The sequence below is a fragment of the Pedobacter sp. KACC 23697 genome (assembly GCF_045348445.1).
Taxonomy (GTDB): Bacteria; Bacteroidota; Bacteroidia; order Sphingobacteriales; family Sphingobacteriaceae; genus Pedobacter.
This window is the reverse complement of the sequence record NZ_CP157485.1, coordinates 1,338,603-1,359,094: the sequence shown is the minus strand read 5'-3', so window position 1 is coordinate 1,359,094 and position 20,492 is coordinate 1,338,603. Positions and strand designations below refer to the sequence as shown.

Below are 20,492 nucleotides of genomic sequence, written 5' to 3'. Positions count from 1 at the left end.
TTTCTAAAATTTATTGAAAACTTTTCCAGAATCCAGTTGGCCTGTCCCCGTAGTTCCGCTATCATTTTTTGTCAATCCTTCCATATTGAAAAGCGCCCATTGAGTTGATCATAAAACATTGATTCCATTAACTGATCATGTAAAGCACTAACAAGTCTGGAATGACTGATAAATCCCCACTTTAACGAATTAAATATCAGGGCATTTAAATTCCTGAATTATAATTTTCTCATCATAATCTGAATGACATAAATAACAAACGTAATCAGAATGAATTTTCAATTCCTTTAAATGCCAATGGTTTCCTTGATACTCTTCAACGTTTCTAACACAGCTAAAATCATTTAAGCCATTAACAATGCCTGTACCAAGTGCTTTAAGTAATGCCTCTTTTTTAACCCATATCCTGTAAAAACTATTTTCAGGGTCTGTTGCAGTCTTAATAAACTCTTGTTCTTCAGGATGAAAATGATCTATAATTTCCTGATAGCTGATATTTTCTCTTTTTTCTATATCAATTCCAACAGTATTACCGGTGGTATAAGCAAAAACAGCAAGATCTGAGTCATGAGAAATATTAAAGGCATTCCAGTTATCGATAACAGGTTTATGGTTTGCATTTCTTTTCCAGTTCAACAGAGCAGTATGAGATCCTGTATCCTCCAAACTTTCCTGCAGCATTAATCGGGATAGCAATCGGGATTTTTGATCCCGAACATATTTATACCGTAAAATTTCATTCTGCATAAAAACCGGTAATTTACCTAAGTAATAAGGAATATCATTATCATCGATTATATCAATATTACAATATTTAACAATTATCATAATATGGGCTATTATAGCTACGTGTTATTTTCTATATTCATCTATAATCTTTTAACCGCATCTTCATTGCCCGACTGTTTGTCTGTTGACTTGACGGTAGTTTTACCAAATTTATAGGTAAATCCCAAACTTACCCTTTTGCTGTCGGTTATGAAAGATTCCCTTGAGCTATATCCATTAAAATATTGCTCAAGGCGGTAGTCATTTCTTTTAAAAACAATTTCACTCCCACTCAGTCTGATCTGCCCCTTTCCGGCCATGATATTAACAAGTAATGAGGCGTCAATATTTTTATTACCGCTATAGCGCGATAGATCCTGCACATAGCGTGTCCAGTAGTAGGCATCTACCTGCAGTTTAATGTTTTTAGATATCGTAAATATATGTGCTGATCTGAAATCAGAACGGAAAGCAGACAACTCATATGGCGATCCCAGAATATTTCCTTCTGCTTTGTTATAGCCTAGCACTGTCCCGCTATTTTGAGTTTCCCACCAGGAAGTAAGTTTAAGCGGAAAGAATAAATACAGCGAAAAATCTGAGAATTTATTAATGTTCTGTCTGGAAAAGGCAGTAACTTTTGTAATGGGATCCTGAGTTCGCGGAAACAGGGCAAACATCCCCTGAGCATCTGTATAACTTAGCGAAAGGTTTATTTTTTTGATATTGGCACCTATAGTATAAATGTGATCATACTGAGGCTTTAAATCTGGATTACCCTGTTCTATATTGTATTGGTTTATAAAAACGGTGTAGGGAACAAGTTCGGCATAGGGTGCCCTGGCAATACTTCTTTTGTAAGAAAGTGATAAGTTATAGTCATCACTGAAAATGTGCTGGTATATAAATGTAGGGAATACATTAAAGTAATCCTGAGAACGGTTTCCCGTATAATCAGCTCTGGTATTTTCCATCCGCATTCCAGCTTGTATTTTATCTTTTTTCCAATCTTTAGACAGGATGGCATAAGCGCCTGCTATTGATTCTGTTAAGGTGTTATCATTAGAAAATCTGGGATCTGTTTCAAAACTCCCATTTCTGTTTGCCTGGTAATTTACGGCACTTTTAGAATCTGTGTACTGATATTTTAAACCACTTTCCAGTGTCCATTTTTTATCAAACGTATGTATATAATCCAACTGGGTAGAATATACTTTTATATCAGAAGTATTAATAGTCTGATATATACTTGGTATTTTCAATGTTCCTCCAGAAGCGTTTAAGAGTTCGGACGGAAAATATTGAAACAGGTTGCGCTTAAATGGAGTTACGGCAGCCAAAATTGTAAGATCATTTTTTCCTGAATCCGAAACGAGATGATAATTGGCGCTATAGGTAAAGGTTGACAGTTTCAGATCAAAATTTGAATTGGTATGGAGCACCGAATCAATCCCACTTCCCTGTTTGCGGAATGAAGTGATAGTTGGCCATGGACCATCAGGACGTACGATATTACCATTTACCTGCACACCCAAGGTTTGATTTTTATCTAATGTAAAATCCGCTCCTGCTTTAAAATTATAAGACTTGTTGTGCGCCAGCCTTCTTGATTTATTCATCAGGATATCAATGCTATTTCCTGCCCCCAAAATCCTTTCGGAATTTGCTTCAAAAAGATTATCACCAATGTTTAAACCTCCGCCGCCGTACAATGTTAATCCCAGGTGCTTATAGGTGACCTGGCTATTTAAATCGCCTCTTCCATAAAGTCCAACTGAACCTTCTGCTCTTACATTACCTGTTATTCCCTCTATTAAGCTTTTTTTGGTTGTAATATTAATCACTGCACCATAAGCCGCATCGTACTTTGCTGATGGATTAGTAATCAGTTCTACTTTGAGAATATTGCCGGATGGGAGCGCTAATAGAATATCTTCTAAAGCTGCGTCCGGTACAGGCTTATTATCAATTAAAATCATTGTTCGCTTGCCCTGCAAAGAAACTACATTACCAGATGAAACCTGAACAAAAGGAGCTGATTTTAGTAATTGGAGAGAGTTTCCCGAAGCCAGGGGACTATTTTCCACATTCATAACCAACCGATCGCGTTTGGTTTCAATTGCGGGTCGACTGGCAGTGATCCGCACCTCGTTAAGTGTATTGGCCAATGGTGCCAAAATAATCGCTTTCATTGGCAATATCTCATCTGCATTTAAACTGATCGGATTGGTAATGAACGACTGATAGCCCATAGCGGTTACTTTAATCCTGTAAGTGCCGGCTTTAATTGCAGTAAACTGATATTTCCCTGCCGTATCGCTCAATGCATTGATGACAAAAACCGAATCACTGGCTTTTATCAGGGTGAGTGTTGCATACGCTAAGGCTTTTTGGTGATCATCGAGCACAACACCTGTAATTTTGCCGGTTGATAAGGTATCAGTTTTTGTTAATCCGTAGGCAGTATAAACAGACAACATCATACAAAAAAAACCGCAAACAGATAGATTAAAAATTTTCATAGTAGATAGGTAAAGTATTACGGAATTAGAACAGCTGTTTGTTTAATTTTCTTATTTAAGTTAAAATAGCCATCGTTAATTTCTTCATTTATCAATTTAACAAACCAGTTGTAAGTGGTGTCGGGAAAATATAATCCGTTCCTGGCAATGGCATCTAATGAATCTGCCTGAACGTAATTTATGTTTCTCGGAAAGTCTATAGATCGCTGAATCCAGGTGGCCATTAAATTAACGGCTTCCTTATCTTTTGTTGATCCATCAAAATCAGCAATAGCAATTCTAAAGACATCCATGTCTACAAACTTAATATTATTGCCCATATCATTCAGCATTCCTGCTATATTTTTAAAAGATACCTGTTGTGTATTTTCCAAATGCAAACATTGCATATCAGAACCGGCTTTATTCAGGGAGAAATTTACGATAGCCGCAGCAACTACATCCACATAGGAAAAAGAAACGCTTTCTGCATAAATTTCAGGTATTGATTTTAATAACATCATTCCCTTGATAATCTGAAAAATCCTGTTCTGACCGGCATTTTTCTGAAATCTACCTTTTACCGAATCGGCTGCAATATGACCCGATCTATAGATCTTTCCGCTTCCACCACTTTTAAAAAATTCGCGCACAAGATGCTCTGCTTCAAATTTTGTTTTTTCATAATCAGAGATAAAGCCCTGTCCATAATTAAAATCATCTTCCGCAAAATCCCTGATCCCGTTATTTCTCAAATAACCACTTACGGCCAATGTTGATACAAAATGTAATTCCTTCGATTTGCCGGTACCTACAAATGTGATGATCTGCCTGGTCGTATTGACATTGATATCTATCAGTTCAGCGTAATCCTTTAAAAGATTGATATCGGCCGCAGCGTGAATAACAACATCAATTTCTTGGGTAAGCATATCGAAATCTGCGACAGAAATACCAAAATTGATAAATTTAAGATCACCTTCAATAACTTTTACGCGATCTTGCCAGCGATCTGGAAGCATATTGAAATAATACCTGTAACCATCTTTAAGCCGGTTTTCTGCACTTTCCAGTGCGTTGCTTCTTACAAGACAATAAATGGTTACCTGATCATCTCTTAATAATTCTGCTAATATATGTGTACCCAGAAAACCCGTGGCTCCCGTTAAAAACACGTTTTTTTGTTTTATGGGAACGATTGTCTGTTGCTGATAAAAATTAAGGTGATAAAGCGGTTGTCCTACAGATGGCAGATTACTTAACAACGTTTTTAGTCTGGATGATCCGACATTAAAACCTTCTTTTATTAAATCCTTTTTAAGATTGTTAAAAAATAGCGAAACAATGCGATCAATCGCTTCTCTATCAAATCTTCCAGGCTGGTATTGCAGATCTACAGATAAAACAGTTCCGATAAATCTAGCGGTAAAAAACAACTGATATTCCTGCTGCGCATCTTGCCCTCTTGTTGGCCCTGAGTTAAAAGATGATGGTTTTAAACGAATTTGCCCATTACCAAACTGTTCTGGAAAATGGCCAAGATAATTGAATCTTACATCAGGATAATTGCTAAATCTATCGAGCCTTTCTTTATTGGATAGATTGACTGTGCTGGCCTCGTCAGTTTTGGTTTTAAGTAAATCAAGGCAATCCAAAGGCTCACAATTATTGATGTGCAGGTTAACGGGCAACGTGGTTGCCCACCAGGCTACCGACCTGCTGAGATCTGGTAATTCCTGATATTGCGGACGTCCATGAAATTCAATATCCACAGAGAGGGCCGGCAGGCCAAACTCTGTTAATAATGCCGATCCGAAAGCACTTAGCAGAAAACTACTCAGCATAGATGCATCCTTATGATCGTCCATGTATTTTAGTACTTCTGCCATTTCAGATGGTATAACCAGATGATAAACCTTTGGCTGTTCCTGACAGGCATAATCCTTACCGTGATCAGGTAATTTATACAACACCTCCCCGAAAGTATCATTTTGTTCACTCCGGCTAAAATTACTTTCTATCAGCTTGTTATAGAATACATTAACTGCATTTTCAGGAATTACAATTGGCCTGCTTTTACTTAGTAAACTATTATAGTATTCTAATAATTCATCGAGAATAATATTCCAGGAGATTACGTCAATTACGAGGTGGTGACATATCAGGAGTAAATAATCTTTTCCGGATTGATCTATAAACAGGTGTGCTTTAAATAGTTCTGCGCGTGATAAGGAAATCTGACGCTGGAGCAGTACAGATTTTTTTTGGATCTGAACTGCTTTCGATTCTGATTGCGCCAGTACAGTGATCCCTACATCTGTTTTAACAGCACCAGAAATTTCCTTATTTTCTGTGCTCATGTTAAAAACCGGAGCTGTTATTTGCGAATGATTTTTAATTACGTAATCTAACGCGGTAGACAACTGCCTGATGTCGATCTGATCTTCTGTTTCAAATAAAATACTTTGGCAATAATGATCAAGGTTAAATTTCTCCTGCGACAGAAAACTATTTTGTGAATAGGTATGATTATTTTCCGTACTTAAAGGTTTACAGTTTTCTTCCTTTAAAAGTTCTGGTTCAAAGGCAATGAACTCATTAAAAACAGGATATTTGTTTAAATGGCTGATATGTACAACATAGCCATAACGTTGTAAGCGACCGATCATCTGTATCGCCAGCAATGAATCACCTCCTGTTTCAAAAAAATTATCGGTACCCGATACCTGTTCCAGTCCCAATAAGCTAGCCCACACCACCCCCACGTCTGTAGCCCAATGATGCTGTACTTCTTTTTCGATTTTTGTAATTGCTTGCGCCCCATTCTTTGCAAAACGTTTTCTTAAAGCTTTTAAATCTATTTTGCCGTTAGCATTATATGGTGTTTCTTCATAAAAATAGATTACTGAGGGAACTTTGTAGCCTGGTAACCGGGTATTAAGCCATTCTCTTAAGGTATCCTGACGCAATTTTCCGCCGTGCACAATTTTAATAAAGGCTTCAATAGCTGCATGCTCTGCATTATCAGAAAGGGCAAGCACCACATTCTCTATTTCGGGATGTGATATCAGTACCACCTCAATTTCACCAAGTTCTATCCGATATCCCCTCACTTTTACCTGCCTGTCTGTACGGTATAAAAATTCGAGTTCGCCACTTTCCAGTTTTCTGCATAAATCTCCTGTTCTGAAACACCTTTGCAGCCTACCGTTAATCTTCTTATCTACAAACCTTTTTTCATTCTCCTGATCATTTTCCAAATATCCTTTACTTACCCCCGGACCCGCAATAAACAATTCCCCTATCGCATCCACTTCGTTTTCCAGAAAAATCTCCGTGTTACCCAGCGGGGTACCGATCGGAACAGATGCCGTTTGATGAAGATGTACGGATTCTTTTTCTACTTTATAAACCATCACACCAACGGTAGTTTCTGTTGGACCATAATGGTTATAAAGGTGTTTACAGGTATTCAGTGAGAATAATCTTTCTACGATATTCCAACTTAGTTTCTCTCCACCAAGTATCAGATTTTCTACAGGCATCTCATAAGCTTCATTTTTTCCTGATAAAATGGATAATAAATGAGATGGTGTCATTTTGAGTAGGGAAACCTGTTCTTTTTTTAAGATGCTGTTGAAAATAGCCGGATCTGTAGATTCTTCTTTATTGAATATTCTTAACATTCCCCCAGATACCAGCGCAACCAATAAGTTGGTTAAGCCAAGATCAGCAGAAAATGTAGTTACATGAGCAGCAATTACCTGCTGAGGTTTCCCGATGCGGTGATATATGGCATAAGTATAATGCAGCACATTTTGGTGAGAAATCTGTACAGCTTTAGGTATACCTGAAGTGCCGCTTGTTAACAGGATATAACAGCTATCGGGAACAACAGACTGATCAACAAAAAAATTGTTAGGTGGAGTTTCATCAGATCGGATCAGCTCATCAAAATCAACTATCATTCCGGAGCTGAATACAGGAGAAGTTAACTGATCTGATTTATCCATGATCAATATTCTCGGGGAAACAGTTTTTAATTTGGCCTCATTGGCGCATACCCCATCATCATGATCCAGCATAACCGGTATTGCCCCACTAAGCAATATCCCCCAGAAACATATTATGCTTTCAGTATCTTTTTTACTGATACAAGCTATTCTTTCGCCTGAGATTACATTATGTTGCTGCAAGATACCGGCAACACCTGCCGCGAGTTGATATAGTTCCTGGTAGGTAAAAACACTTTTACAATCTTTTATGGCTGGTCTGTTTGGATATTTACTAACTATACTATCAAACAGTTCGATTAAATTTTTATGATTAACTAACATCCGATTCGTTTTAAATGGTCAATAACAATTTTACCCGTTTCAAAAATATTTGCACTAAGGGTAAGCTTGCCTGGTTGGACGGATAGAAATATTGTCCAGGTGTACATTTCCTGGAAGATCTACAATAAAATCAATTACTTTTGCCACATCGTCGCCCACCAGAACTGGCCCCACATCTTTCGAATACTGTTCAAACCACACACCGTCGTACCCGGCAGTATCTTGAAAATTGGTACTCACCAATCCCGGCTCAATGAGTGTAACACGGATACCATGTGGTCCTAATTCCCTTCGCAGTGCTTCTGTTACACCGTGTGTTGCAAATTTTGTAGCACCGTATACAGAATTAAACGGAGAAACATTTCTGCCGATTGAGGAACCGATCACAATGATATCAAAGGGCTGATCTACAAAATCTCCACCTGCTATTCTTTCATCAAGCATTATTTTTCCAATATTTCTTAATTGATACATGGTACCTTTAACATTGGTATCTATCAATTCGTCCCATTGGGATGCTTCAGAAGTGAGCACTGTTCCCGGAAGCCCACGTCCGGCTGAAGCCACAAAAATATCGGGATGCTTTTGCCACCTGTTTAAAGCCGCTGTGATGCATAAACCGGTAATCTGGCTATCGGCTACATCTCCGCAAACCAGCTCGCAGATATTTGCACCGATCACCTGGTTTATCTCTTCCTTTAACGCATTTAATTTTTGCTCGTTGCGGGCATTCAATACCAGTTTTATTCCTTTTTTAGCTAATCTGATGGCTGTGGCCCGGCCTATTCCGGAACTTGCCCCGGTTATGATGGCAATTCGATTTTTCATAGTAAGAATTTATTGACAATATTATTTAAAGACTGTAAGCAACGAATTATGATAGACCCGTTTTACAGTTAAATGAGGATTTTATTTAGAAAATAGTAAAGGTGACCGTGGTAAATGGTCAGTTTTGGCTTACAATTATATATTTAAAGAGGCTTCTTTATCTGCGTATTTATATAAGATTTCTTTTTCTCCGAATAACCGTTCTGCAATGATGCCGCGATTGTTACACGCTTTAATAAGCTGATCGGATTGAACAATAGGATTAGATTCATCAGTATAACGGATCGTGCTGATAAACTCCAGCCAGGGCTCCTGCCCCATGGCATATACATAGGTTTCTTTAGGATTAAAAATATTTACCAGGTGCATTCCTTTTGCAAAATCTGATCCGGAAAGCCTTCTGGATTGGTCTTTATCCCTCGGCAATTCTTCTGTAAGCAGCGGACCATACAACCATGATAATGGCGCACCATCGCATTCCATACCCAGAAAGATCACATCTACATCACCTGTAAAGCGGTGAACATGCTCATACAAACGTGCTTCCAGTACCCGGGAGTCTGCAACAAATAAGAATGTAAATTGATCTACTCTAATATGAAAACAAATTTTCGCTTTTACATTCAAATCACTATGTTCTCCTGTAAATGGGATGCCCGTAAGTATCACATTTTCCAATTTAATTTCTTCCATTTCATCAATCTCAATTACATTTTTGAAACCGATATGGTTAAAGGCGAGCTTAAGGTTAGGATCCTGTAATGCACCTGAACTACTTCTGGGCAGTATGATATTTTTGATCTTATGCCTTAAAGGCAGTAAGGTTTCAAAAAGAATATGGTCCTGGTGATTATGGGTAATCAATACATAATCAATTACATCGGGGAGATCAATATCTGAATAATGCGAAATACTCGATTCGTAGCCATAGTAGCTGATCAGCGGATCAACCAGGATACTCACCTCTTTGGTTTCGATCAATATACAGGCATGACCAAAATACCTCATCCTCACATATTCCCCTTCATATTTGGCATATACGGGATGCTCCTGCTGGGTAAAAAAAGTATCAAAAAGTGGTCTGTCTTCTGCTTTCACATTTAATAACTCAGCGATTTCTTCAATCGGGCGACCTGTTCTTTTCATCTTACTCAAGGCATCTATGCCTTTATGATCAAATGGAATATCAAGATGCAAAACTCCATCATCATTAAGCCTCGGTGTGCTCAGGCAAAAAGGACGTTCATCGTTATTGGTTACCCAAAGGGCAATGCTTTGTGAGGCCTTACGGTAAAATCTACTTTTGTATAGTAATGCTTCAAAAATCCGAAAAGAGGGATGATTATTAAGGTCGTAAACCAATTCTACATAACCCTTCAACAACTCGGGCACTTTCTCATATAAAGGTTCCAGCGAGAATCCTTTTGCCTGTGCTTTCAACAGTTCATCCAATTCTTTAATAGCCGCACAAAGACTGATCAGTTCCTGCTGGTTTTCCTGCGTATCTTCTTTCAGTTTTTTAATATCATCTACCCTTGAGGTTTTGTAGTCCATGAATGGCCCACCGAGCATTTTAGGATTGAGCACCGCTGCGGCGTGTATCTGAGAAGACTGAATATAAGAGTTCATAATCTTTAAATGCCTGCCAACAACATTCATGGCTGCCGTAGCGGGCGAAATCAGGTGTGACCAGGCATACCATCTTTCGATCAATGGTTCTATGATTACATTAGGTTTGAGAAAAAAAAGATTCTTTTCCATAAGTCGATATTTTATGTTAAAAATTATTCATTGATTAATTTTTGATCAGCGTTAGCCGTTGAAAATGCATAACGTCCGGTATATAAAGCCAGTCCGGTTACCAGGCCTCCAATGAGCCCGGCAATAAGTAACACCAGTACAGTAGGTACAGATAACAATAATCCCATCTTCTTAAGAATGATACCGTTGTAGCTGAGGTGGAAGTACAGGTTAGCCACAAACCAAACAAAAAAACCTGCAGTAAAACCAATACCAAAAGCATTGATATTCCACTTTTTTAAATTGCTGAGGGCACCGATTGTTGCTACCGGAATGGCAAAACTCCACCAGGGTAGTGCATCTGCAAACGAAAACAGGAAGATGATGGCAACCGTGACCAACCAGATAATAATTTTCTGAGATTTTATATTTTTCATTGTCTGTATTTTAAAAAAGAATTGAATTAATGAATCAGCCAGGTAGCTGTGGCCTGCTTTTTAGCTTCTGCTTCGTTGATAAAGAAATGCAATTCGTAATATTTTCCATTTTTCCAGTCACCGATAAAATTGCTGTAATAAAGGCTTCCAATATTACCGGATTGGCCACCTGGATAAATGCCATAAGCACGCGGCCGGTTGCCAAGCGCTACGATCATTCTCCATGAAGGGCCCCAGTTTGAAGAAACAGCATTTATAGCATCCGGATTGCCAGGCATTCGTAAGTTCATCATTCCAAAAGCCGGAATCGCTGTCATGTGTGTAATGTTTACTTTATTGAAATCGCCCCAGTTCTGCAAACCGTCTTTTTTTAATTTGTTAGAATCATTATATGCTGTTACGAAGGCAGCAGTAATTATATCTTTTGCATTTTCCCTTTCCGTTGTTCCCAGTTTATCAAAATAAATATCATCCGGATGTTCACGGATCAGATCAATCAGTAAATAGTCGGATGGTGCTTTAATGGCGTAATCATACTGGCGTAATTCATCCCAGGTATATTTCCTGACGTATTGCAGCCACTGATCAAAAAATATCGCTTGTGTATCACCCAGGTTATAACTACCCGGCCATTTACTGATGGCATCCATCTGTTCTTTTTGGTGTGTAGAAAGTTTGCCCTTATCTACCTGTGCCAATAAGATCGGCAGCGCAAATGTTGCTAAAGTATTAACATTATCCAGTTGCATCTGTTCCATATCTGCTACATCCATATTTCCCTTTGCCTTTAGCAACTGATTGATCCTGCTGGCCCTGCTTTCGGTATAATAACCGTTGTAGTAATAAGAATAGCCTGGATTGGTTGGATGTTGATTGGCGGTAAGCAGGTAGTTACTCGCCGGATTAACCATTGCCGGTAAACTATCTATTGGGATGTACTGCGTGTAAACCTCGTCGCTTTTGGTACCATCCATCAGAAATTTACCTTGTCCGGCAGTTTTTAGCGGCATGGCGCCCCGGTGATCAATAGCGATCGTATTATCTTTCCCTGCGAAGGTAAAGTTTAACACCGGACAGGAAAAATTACGAATAGCTTCTTTATATTCCTGATAGTTTTTCGCCATGTTTAATTTAATAAAAGAATAAAACTCGTTGGATGGATTGTGTAGTGTCCAGCGGAGGGCATAGTTCTTTAATTCCGGATTTTTTCCGGGGAAAGATGGTGTATTTATCACTGGCCCGTGTACAGTGTGATATACCGTATCGTAAAAAACACGCTGGCCTTTTCTTTTGATTTCCTCTACCCGGTATTTAAGATCAATCCATTTACCATCTAGTTCGTATTTCTTGTAATCTGCAGAAATTTTTAGTTTATACCAGTCTTTTACATCATCTGCACCGTTGGTAATGCCCCAGGCTATGTCCTGATTGAAGCCAATAATTACAGCAGGAGTGCCTGGAATAGAAACGCCATAAACATTTACTTTAGGGGCACTTAACTGCATTTCTACCCAGAAGCAGGGAAGGTTCAGGTTGAGATGCGGATCACTGGCCAGAATAGGGAAACCAGATCTTGTTTTTTTTCCTGAAACTACCCAGCTGTTACTCCCCAGCTTAGGGTTATAATTGCTTTTAGCTAATTCGCTGTTGCCGGTTAGAAAGGAAAAATCCAGGTAATCCGGTCTTTTAATTGATGTAGCAAGCAGCGATTGGTTTTGAGGTTTATTCATAACCGGGTACCCATTCTGATCATAATCAGGAAACAGCCGGTTGAAATCTTTCTCCCCCAGTGCCAACATCATTTTAGACATGAATACATCCTCTTCATAGCCAGATAAGGTATTACCTAATGCTTTCAGGATCAGCACACTCTTCAGTTTTGTCCAGGCTTCGGGCCGGTAATCCATTATTTTATATTCCAGTGGTAATTGCTTATAATCCAAGCTATTGATGTATGCATTTACTCCTTTGGCATAAGCTGTAAGGATCTGGTCAGTTTCGGGATTCTGTTCAATCAGTTTCAAGGTAGTTTTAGCAGATTCGAGAAGGCCAATGCGTCTTTGGTTTCGGTCAAAATCCAGGTAATCGGCCTGATCAAAAAGTTCTGAGAGCCTGCCTGCAGCCACATAAGTGATAAAATCCATCTGCCACAGCCGAAGGCTTGCTGTTACATAGCCCTGTGTAAAATAAAGGTCTTCTGTATTTGCTGCAAAAATATGGGGCACCTTTCTCTCATCGAAATAGATCTTAGCCGGATTTTTAAGTCCCAGTTTGCTGATGCCCGTTTGCAAAGCTTCCAGTTTAGGATCGTGGTCGTTTTGAACGGCACCTGAAAAGGGGTTTAACAGTTTTCCTAATGGTGGAACATTAAATAACTGAGTGGATAAAGAGAAAATTAAAATGGCCAGTGCCAATAGCGGAAATAAAAATCCAATTCTGATTTTAGTCATCAATGAAGTGTTTAGGTTAGAGATTTTAAAACCTCTGTTTGAATAATAATATATTCTGGAAGGTATTCTGCAATTATTAATCGGGCATTTTTTGCAGGAAAAATGCTGAACTCAAGTATTTAAAGAGACCTATCTATTGAGGTAGGCTATATACAACAATAAAACTGGTTTTGCATTGATAATTCCTTTCAGCTGGTCTGAAATGATTTTTTTTTGAATTGTAGCCGCGCCTTGGCTTAGAGGCTTATCTGCTACTTTCGCTGAAATTTTGGATACTGAAATTATACCGTATGATCTCTGCAATTCTTGAGGGATGTTTCATGATAAAAAAGTGATCACCTTCCAAAATTTCATACCTGAATTGTTTCTGTGTGAAACGGCTCCAGGTATTTATACGATCTATTTTTTCTTCAAGGCTCCCCATCATGGCATATATAGGTGTATTTACAGGCAGCACTTTTTCACTATTGTTTCCTTCCGCTATTTCGAAATCTGCACGCAGGATGGGTTCAAAAAAATCGAAAAGTTCTTTATTTTCCAAAAATGCATCGGGCACTCCGCCCAACAGTTTCAATTCTTCTCTAAAATCTTCAGTAGGCATCAGGTATCTATGGCGGTTTTCATTTGCTCCTGGCCCTGGATTTCCACTAACAAAAAGGATGATAGGTTTTTTACCATCACTTTCCAACAGCTCCACCACCCTTATCGCCAGGGTTGCACCCATGCTATGCCCATACACAGCGAAATTTTCACAGCAGAGTTTTCTAACGATCTGCTGATAAAAATCCTGGGCTGCCATTTCATAGTCTTTTAATAAATCTTCGTCCATTCTCCGGCCCCGTCCAGGCAACTCAAGCGGGACAATGTCAAAATCTTTTAATAATGGTGTAATCTGTTGATAGGAATAACAGTTACCACCCGCAAAATGCAAGAAAAATAATTGTGGTTTTGGCATAATCATTTATGTAGAAGATGAACAGTACTTTTTAGATTAGATCAGAATTTCGGGAAACAACTTTAACTTCTTCAATATCAACTTCTTCTTTAATCAGTTTCCCATAATCCATTTTATATAGTTTATCTGCGCAGTAGTAATATTTATCGTCGTGTGTAATGGCAATAATGGTCAGACCTTCAGCTTTTAATAAAGGGATGATTTTTGTGTAGAACTTTTCACGGAAGTAAGGATCCTGATCCGCTGCCCACTCATCTATAACCAATACTGGTTTTTCCTCCATCAGGGCTGCAATAAGTGCGAGGCGCTTCCGCTGTCCGGTTGACAGGTCAGTAGTAGAAAAGCATTTATTTTCAATTTTTACTTTATGTTCCATTTCAAACAGGTTCAGGTAATATGCCCACCTATCTTCATTGAAATGATCTATACCTATAAGTTCGTTAAAAAGGTAAAAATCACTGAAGACTACAGAAAAAACAGCGCGGTAAGACGCATATCTTTCGGAAGTAACAGGAACATTATTAAGGAGGATCTGGCCGTCTGATGGTGTTATTAAGCCCAGCATGTTGTGTATAAATGTTGTTTTACCACTTCCGTTTCCGCCATAAATAAAAACGGTATCGCCTTTATTCACTTGAAAATTAACAGGTCCGATTCCAAAGGATGTTTTTGTGGCACTGTAATGATATTCGAGATCTTTGATGGCAATGGACTCAAAAGCATCTCTTTTAACCTGCTGCGATAGCCCCTGTACTTCATACTCTTCTTCAGCAAGTTCTTTCTGGAGATCCATCAAATGATTAGAAGCAATGCGTGCACGCATCAGGCTCGGCAACAACACCATCACAGTTTCAATTGAACCCAAAAGATAAAGCAGTGTAAAAATAAAACTTACGGTATTGTTAACCGGAATTTTGAGTATAATGCTGAAAAATAACAGTACTGAAGATATTAGCACATAAAAAAGTACCTGCCCTGTGATCTGATTGTTCAAAAAACCGGTAAAGGCAGTTGTATTGTTGTAGTAAGCCTCTTTCGAAATGGCATCAATTTTCTTATCATAGATGTAACGTCCTTTTTTAGGCTCCATATAAATCTCTTTAAATCCATCGAGAATGGCATTAAAATTATCGATAAACTCATTTTCCAAACTCCGTGAAGCCTCAAACTGCTGATTGTTTTTACGGGTACTGAAATGATAGATACTCACTCCCATTAATGAGATAGCCAGCGTAATCACGAACAATACCATGGATAAAGAAGCCAGGTAACCCAGGCAGGCTATAGCCAGAACAAGAGAGGTGGCAAAGGTAATGATGTTCATGGAAGCATCTGTAAGGATATGCACATCACTCAGGATTGCCGAGTGAATTTTTACGCGTTTGGCAGACAATTGCTGGAAACTGGCTTTAAGAACGGTAGATAGGATTTCTTTACGTAATGTCCAGAAAAGTTTCTGGGATAAGTTAATAATTGCCACAGCCAATGTTCTCCTGATCCAGATAAAAAGCAGGATGATTGAAGCAAATGCAATAATGTATTCCTTTTGGATAGATGTAAATCTACCGGCAATTAACAACCCAATCACCCTGTTTACAGCATTGATAAACAAGAAACTGAAAAGACCTGAAAGGATCCCTAAAATCACATATTTTAAGAAGCCGCTCTTTCCGATCAGAGGCAATACAATTTTCAACACTCGTCTCATAATTTAATTTTTTATTTACCGTACTATTCAAGTATTTAAGTCACTGATTATTTCATGCTTCAAGTTTTCATCAAGCATATGAACTGTTATTTCTGGAAATTGGAGCACTTGTTTAAGAATCATAAAATATTGTGTCTTCAACTCCGTTACCTGATCACGGTTAAAAAAGGAGGCATTAAAAATAAACTCCATTTTCAAGCGGTTAGCATAATCTTCTGCAATAATCCCGAGCGCACCTTTAAGCTGTGGCAGTTCCCTTATACCGGTTTCTATAACCGAATAATCTGCTGTTTCTTTCAGGTAGGCATAATTATGATAATTAAAAAAAACAGCTGTGTTAAGTAAGTTTGCCTTGTTAATGTCAGGTAGTTCATCTATCAGTTTCATTACCGGATAAGTATCAAAGCTCAGGTCTTCCATAAAGTTGTCCCGTATCTCCTCAAAAAAAACAGATAAGGGCTTATGGTTATCCAATTGAAACCTGGTCATTAATGGTGCTGCAAACAGACCAATCATATTGGACACATCCAGGGTACCATAGTGCTTTGAATTGCGGCCTGAAACAGTAGTAAATATTGTTAGATCTTGCTGTTTATAGCTCCTCCATAGCAATAATCTCAATATACCCATCAGCAAAATTGGCATCGTAAGGGCATTGCGCTTTAAAAATGTTGTTATCTCTGTTTCCAAAGCTCCTTCAATCGCTACCTGAATGCTGTGTGAGCCTGTAGCTACGCCCGATACAGGGATTTGCAGACCTGGATCAAAGCCTTTTAAACGCTTCAGCCAATACGAACGGTGCTCCAACCCTACAACAGAATTTACAAAAGCACGCTGCCAACGGCTAAAATCGCTATACTGATGAGGCATATCTTTTAGCACTACGGGTAAACCGTTAGCGGCCCCGGTATATAAGCTGCTAAGTTCGCTTTGGAAAATGCCGGTAGAATAACCGTCTGTGAGGATGTGGTGTAAAGTGACGATGACATAGCAAGAATCATCCTTAAGCTGATATACTTTTACAAAAATGAGCTTCTGATCGAGAGGATTGATAATACGCTGGCTCTCCTGAGCAATGGCATCATCAAGATTAAAAGCATTTCCGGCAATGATCCGATCCAGCTTAAAATTAAAAGCTGCCAGCGACAATACTTGTTGAAATAATTTGCCATCAATTAATTTAAAACGTGTTCTTAATACCTCATGCCTTTCCAGCAGTTGATTTACCGCCTTCTCAAAACATTCTAAATCAAGATTTTCATAAAAATATGCTTTCACTACCAGATCGGAGCCAAACTGCCAATCGCAGAAGTAATTTTCCTGAGTATGAGATATTTCCTGTAAATCTGTGTTGGCAGCAGGTATCGGTTCTGGCGAATGTGTTCTCACCAGTTCCATACTTTCCATAAATGTGATTATACTTTCAACATTTTTTCCGGTAAACAAAACTTTTACGGGGATGGTAACTCCAAATTCATCCGCTATCTTTTTGATCATGATAATAGCCATCAGCGAACTACCACCAAGTTCGAAGTAATCATCCTTTAATCCGATATTACTTTTGCCCAATATTTCCTCCCAAATTTTTACCAGCTTACGTTCGGTAGCGGTTACCGGCGGAATATAGGTTGCTCCGGCAGCGAGCAGCTCTTTACCAAGCAATTCCAATTTTTGCTTATCAACTTTTCCGTTTGAATTAAGCGGAAAGGCAGCAAGGCGCGCATACTGTGCGGGTAACATATAAGCGGGTAACTGCCCACCCAAAAATGACCGGATATCAGTTACATTTAATATTGAGCTCGATACCACATAGGCCACCAGTTCTTTCAGGCCGGTATCAGTCGTTTTATCTGTTACTACCGCAGCTTCAATATCCGGATGCTCAAGCAAGGCGCTTTCAATCTCACCAAGTTCTATTCTGTGTCCACGGATTTTCACTTGTTTATCTCTGCGACCAATAAATTCTATACTGCCATCTGCGAGCCAGCGCCCCAGATCACCTGTACGGTAAATGCGTTCTCCGGGGGAAAAAGGATTGTTAACAAACTTTTCCATTGTTAGTTCAGGTCTGTTTAGGTAACCCCTGGCTAACCCATCCCCACCTACACAAATTTCTCCAATAACCCCTATTGGCACTAATGTTAAGGTATCTTCTTCTCCGTTAAAAATAAAGCAGGTCGCGTTTGAAATGGGTTTACCAATTGGGATGGTTCCCAGGTGTTCATCAACTTTTTTAATCGGATAATAAGTAGAAAAGGTTGTATTTTCCGTAGGCCCATATACATGTACCAAATTTACCAGCGGATGTTTGTTTTTAAAACGTTTGACATGCCCTACAGATACCCGCTCTCCTCCGAAAAGAATATACTTTAAGTGATGTTCTGTTAGAAAAGAGCTGTCTGCAAGTGCATTAAATAATGCCGTGGTGATAAAGAATACGGAAATCTGTTGTCCGGTAATGATGGCAGACAGCTGCATAAAATCCAGTAACTGCTCTTTGCGGGTAATAACCAATGCAGCCCCATTTAACAGGCTGGCAAAGATATCAAATACTGAGCCGTCAAATGAAAAGTTTGACATGCTCAGGATACGATCACCCACCGCTACATGAACATAATTCATGGATTTTACCAATCTGATCACACCACGTTGTTCGACCATTACCCCTTTAGGCATTCCTGTAGACCCGGAAGTATACATAATATAGGCCAGGTCGTTTACTGTATTTTTTAAGGGAACTGAGCTTGCAGGTTCCAGTGATTGTAACTGTACATCAATAGCAAAAACATGGCCCGAATAGTAATCAAGGTCAAAAATGTACTCGGTCTGTGTAATCAAAACCTGAATTTCCGCATCCTGAAAGATGAATTCCTTTCTGGATACCGGATAATCAGGATCTACCGGAACATACGCTCCGCCTGAACGAAGTATACCCAAAATGGCAACGATATATTTCTCCGACCTGTCTAACATAATGCCAACAGACTGACCAATCCCTACCATACAGGTATCTTGTAAATAAGCTGCCAGGCTTGCCGATTGCTTATCCAATTCGCTGTAAGTTAAAGTATGTTCCTCGAAAATCAGAGCGATATGATCTGGATAGAGCTTTACCTGTTCATCAAATAAAGATGCAATGGTTTTATCATTAGGATAGGCCAGTTTAGTTGCATTAAAATGCGCTAAAATATGTACTTGTTCTTCCGGGCTGAGATACGAGAGCTTAGCAAGCGTAATTCCGGGATCTATGGCTACTGCCGTCATCAGCTGTTCCAGGTGCTGGAGTAATTGCCCTATTGTATCTGCGTTAAAAATATCTGTGTTATACACAATATTAACCAATAGGCCTTTGCCAAGTTCCGTAAAATCAAAAGCAAGATCAAATTTACTGATTACATTCTCCACTTCCCTGTAGTTGGTAACAGCTAATTCGCCAAGATGCGCTGTCTCCTGCTTTTCAGTACTACCCGGGCTGCCTGTATGCTGTAAAACCACACTAACATCAAACAGAGGATTACGGCTTGGGTTAAAAATTATATTCAGACTATCCACCAGATCATCAAACGGATAACTTTGATGTTCATAGGCTTCCAATGTGATTTTTTTTACCTTACCCAGCAACACGTTAAAGCTATCTTTTTCTGAAAATCTGGTTCTTAATGCCAGTGTATTCAGGTAACAACCGATTTGGCCTTCAAGATCCGGATGTTCACGCCCCGCAATCTGAGTGCCTAATATAAGATCTGTTTGAGCTGAGTAACGGTATAACAGTGCATTTACAACTGCCAAAAGCCCCATAAATAACGTAGCATTTTGTCCGGGCAATAACATTCTGAACTTATCCATCAATGCTTCATCAAAATACCTGCCTTTTGTTGCGCCATGATAGGTTTTCGTTAGCGGGCGCAATTTATCGCCCATGAGTTCCAGAACGGGGAGATCACCATTAAATTGTTCAAGCCAATAGGCCTTGTGGTGCTGCTGGTTTCCTGCAGCCAGTTCTTTTTGTTGCCAGCTGGCATAATCCTTATATTGTATCCGAAGCGTATCGAATTGGATATCCTGCCCCTTAAGCTTAGCATTATAACAGCTGATCAACTCCCTGATGAGGATATCCATCGACCAGCCATCTGCAATAATATGGTGCAACACATAATTAAAAACAAAACGTCCATCTGCCATACAGATCAGCGTTGCCCTGATTAAAGGGCCATTTTCGAGATCAAAAACCCCTTCCTGCTGCATCTGAAGTATTTTCATTAGTTGCTCATCTGCATTTTTTTCCATACTGAGGTTTACATAACCCAACGTAAACTGATCCGTTTCGGCAGGCAGAATAAATTGTCTGAGCTGTTGTTTGCTGTTTTCACGAAATATGGTCCTTAAACTTTCATGACGTGCAATGAGTATTTTAAAAGAAGATTGAAGCGCAACAATATCCAGATCGCCCTCAAAGATGTAAGTCCCTGGCGTATTGTAAGCAATACTGGCTTCTTCCATCTGGCTTAAAATCCATAACCTGCTTTGGGATGAAGACAAGGGGTAGCCATCTTCTTCCATTGCTACAGGAATAAACCGGGACTGATGTCCCTCTGTATTCTCAGCTAACAAATAAGCAATAATTGCAGGTTTACGTTCTTTAAGTAGGCTGAGTATATGGCCGGGGATTTCTCGGGCACCACCTTTAATAACTAGATTACCTTCTGATACCCGGATGCTGATGCCAAGCCGGATGAGTTCATCAATGATTGTACTTACTTCCATGTTT

Annotated in this window: 10 protein-coding genes; all 10 read right to left on the bottom strand. The window is 39.1% G+C overall.

The genetic code is table 11. From position 1 onward, the window contains the following. Positions 1-189: 189 nt before the first annotated feature. The 10 genes from ABEG20_RS05240 to ABEG20_RS05195 all read right to left on the bottom strand — a co-directional run bounded on the left by ABEG20_RS05240 (position 190) and on the right by ABEG20_RS05195 (position 20,488). On the bottom strand, positions 190-828 hold the full coding sequence (locus tag ABEG20_RS05240) for a 4'-phosphopantetheinyl transferase family protein (protein WP_406826334.1): 639 nt from the start codon (positions 826-828) through the stop codon (positions 190-192). Between the two features lie 41 nt (positions 829-869). Further along, positions 870-3,290: an outer membrane beta-barrel protein gene (locus tag ABEG20_RS05235; protein WP_406826333.1), complete on the bottom strand. Its 2,421-nt coding sequence runs from the start codon at positions 3,288-3,290 to the stop codon at positions 870-872. A 17-nt stretch (positions 3,291-3,307) separates the two neighbouring features. Next, positions 3,308-7,606, bottom strand: a complete 4,299-nt coding sequence (locus ABEG20_RS05230) for a thioester reductase domain-containing protein (RefSeq protein WP_406826332.1) — start codon at positions 7,604-7,606, stop codon at positions 3,308-3,310. A 54-nt stretch (positions 7,607-7,660) separates the two neighbouring features. Beyond that, positions 7,661-8,434: an SDR family oxidoreductase gene (locus ABEG20_RS05225; protein ID WP_406826331.1), complete on the bottom strand. Its 774-nt coding sequence runs from the start codon at positions 8,432-8,434 to the stop codon at positions 7,661-7,663. A gap of 135 nt (positions 8,435-8,569) precedes the next feature. After that, positions 8,570-10,195: an MBL fold metallo-hydrolase gene (locus tag ABEG20_RS05220; protein WP_406826330.1), complete on the bottom strand. Its 1,626-nt coding sequence runs from the start codon at positions 10,193-10,195 to the stop codon at positions 8,570-8,572. Between the two features lie 23 nt (positions 10,196-10,218). Then, complete coding sequence (locus ABEG20_RS05215; protein WP_406826329.1) at positions 10,219-10,611, bottom strand: hypothetical protein; 393 nt, start codon at positions 10,609-10,611, stop codon at positions 10,219-10,221. Between the two features lie 26 nt (positions 10,612-10,637). Further along, the gene (locus ABEG20_RS05210; RefSeq protein ID WP_406826327.1) at positions 10,638-13,061 is read right to left on the bottom strand and encodes a penicillin acylase family protein; all 2,424 of its coding nucleotides are present in this window, start codon (positions 13,059-13,061) and stop codon (positions 10,638-10,640) included. A 244-nt stretch (positions 13,062-13,305) separates the two neighbouring features. Continuing rightward, complete coding sequence (locus ABEG20_RS05205; protein ID WP_406826326.1) at positions 13,306-14,016, bottom strand: thioesterase II family protein; 711 nt, start codon at positions 14,014-14,016, stop codon at positions 13,306-13,308. 31 nt (positions 14,017-14,047) lie between these two features. Beyond that, entirely contained in the window at positions 14,048-15,724 is a 1,677-nt protein-coding gene (locus ABEG20_RS05200; protein ID WP_406826325.1) for a cyclic peptide export ABC transporter, read from the bottom strand. Between the two features lie 27 nt (positions 15,725-15,751). Next, positions 15,752-20,488: an amino acid adenylation domain-containing protein gene (locus ABEG20_RS05195; protein WP_406826324.1), complete on the bottom strand. Its 4,737-nt coding sequence runs from the start codon at positions 20,486-20,488 to the stop codon at positions 15,752-15,754. Between the last annotated feature and the right edge of the window lie 4 nt (positions 20,489-20,492).

Bases quoted from the DNA above. Each gene is read 5' to 3' on its own strand.
- ABEG20_RS05240 (WP_406826334.1), bottom strand. From the start codon at position 828: ATGATAATTGTTAAATATTGTAATATTGATATAATCGATGATAATGAT.
- ABEG20_RS05235 (WP_406826333.1), bottom strand. From the start codon at position 3,290: ATGAAAATTTTTAATCTATCTGTTTGCGGTTTTTTTTGTATGATGTTG.
- ABEG20_RS05230 (WP_406826332.1), bottom strand. From the start codon at position 7,606: ATGTTAGTTAATCATAAAAATTTAATCGAACTGTTTGATAGTATAGTT.
- ABEG20_RS05225 (WP_406826331.1), bottom strand. From the start codon at position 8,434: ATGAAAAATCGAATTGCCATCATAACCGGGGCAAGTTCCGGAATAGGC.
- ABEG20_RS05220 (WP_406826330.1), bottom strand. From the start codon at position 10,195: ATGGAAAAGAATCTTTTTTTTCTCAAACCTAATGTAATCATAGAACCA.
- ABEG20_RS05215 (WP_406826329.1), bottom strand. From the start codon at position 10,611: ATGAAAAATATAAAATCTCAGAAAATTATTATCTGGTTGGTCACGGTT.
- ABEG20_RS05210 (WP_406826327.1), bottom strand. From the start codon at position 13,061: ATGACTAAAATCAGAATTGGATTTTTATTTCCGCTATTGGCACTGGCC.
- ABEG20_RS05205 (WP_406826326.1), bottom strand. From the start codon at position 14,016: ATGCCAAAACCACAATTATTTTTCTTGCATTTTGCGGGTGGTAACTGT.
- ABEG20_RS05200 (WP_406826325.1), bottom strand. From the start codon at position 15,724: ATGAGACGAGTGTTGAAAATTGTATTGCCTCTGATCGGAAAGAGCGGC.
- ABEG20_RS05195 (WP_406826324.1), bottom strand. From the start codon at position 20,488: ATGGAAGTAAGTACAATCATTGATGAACTCATCCGGCTTGGCATCAGC.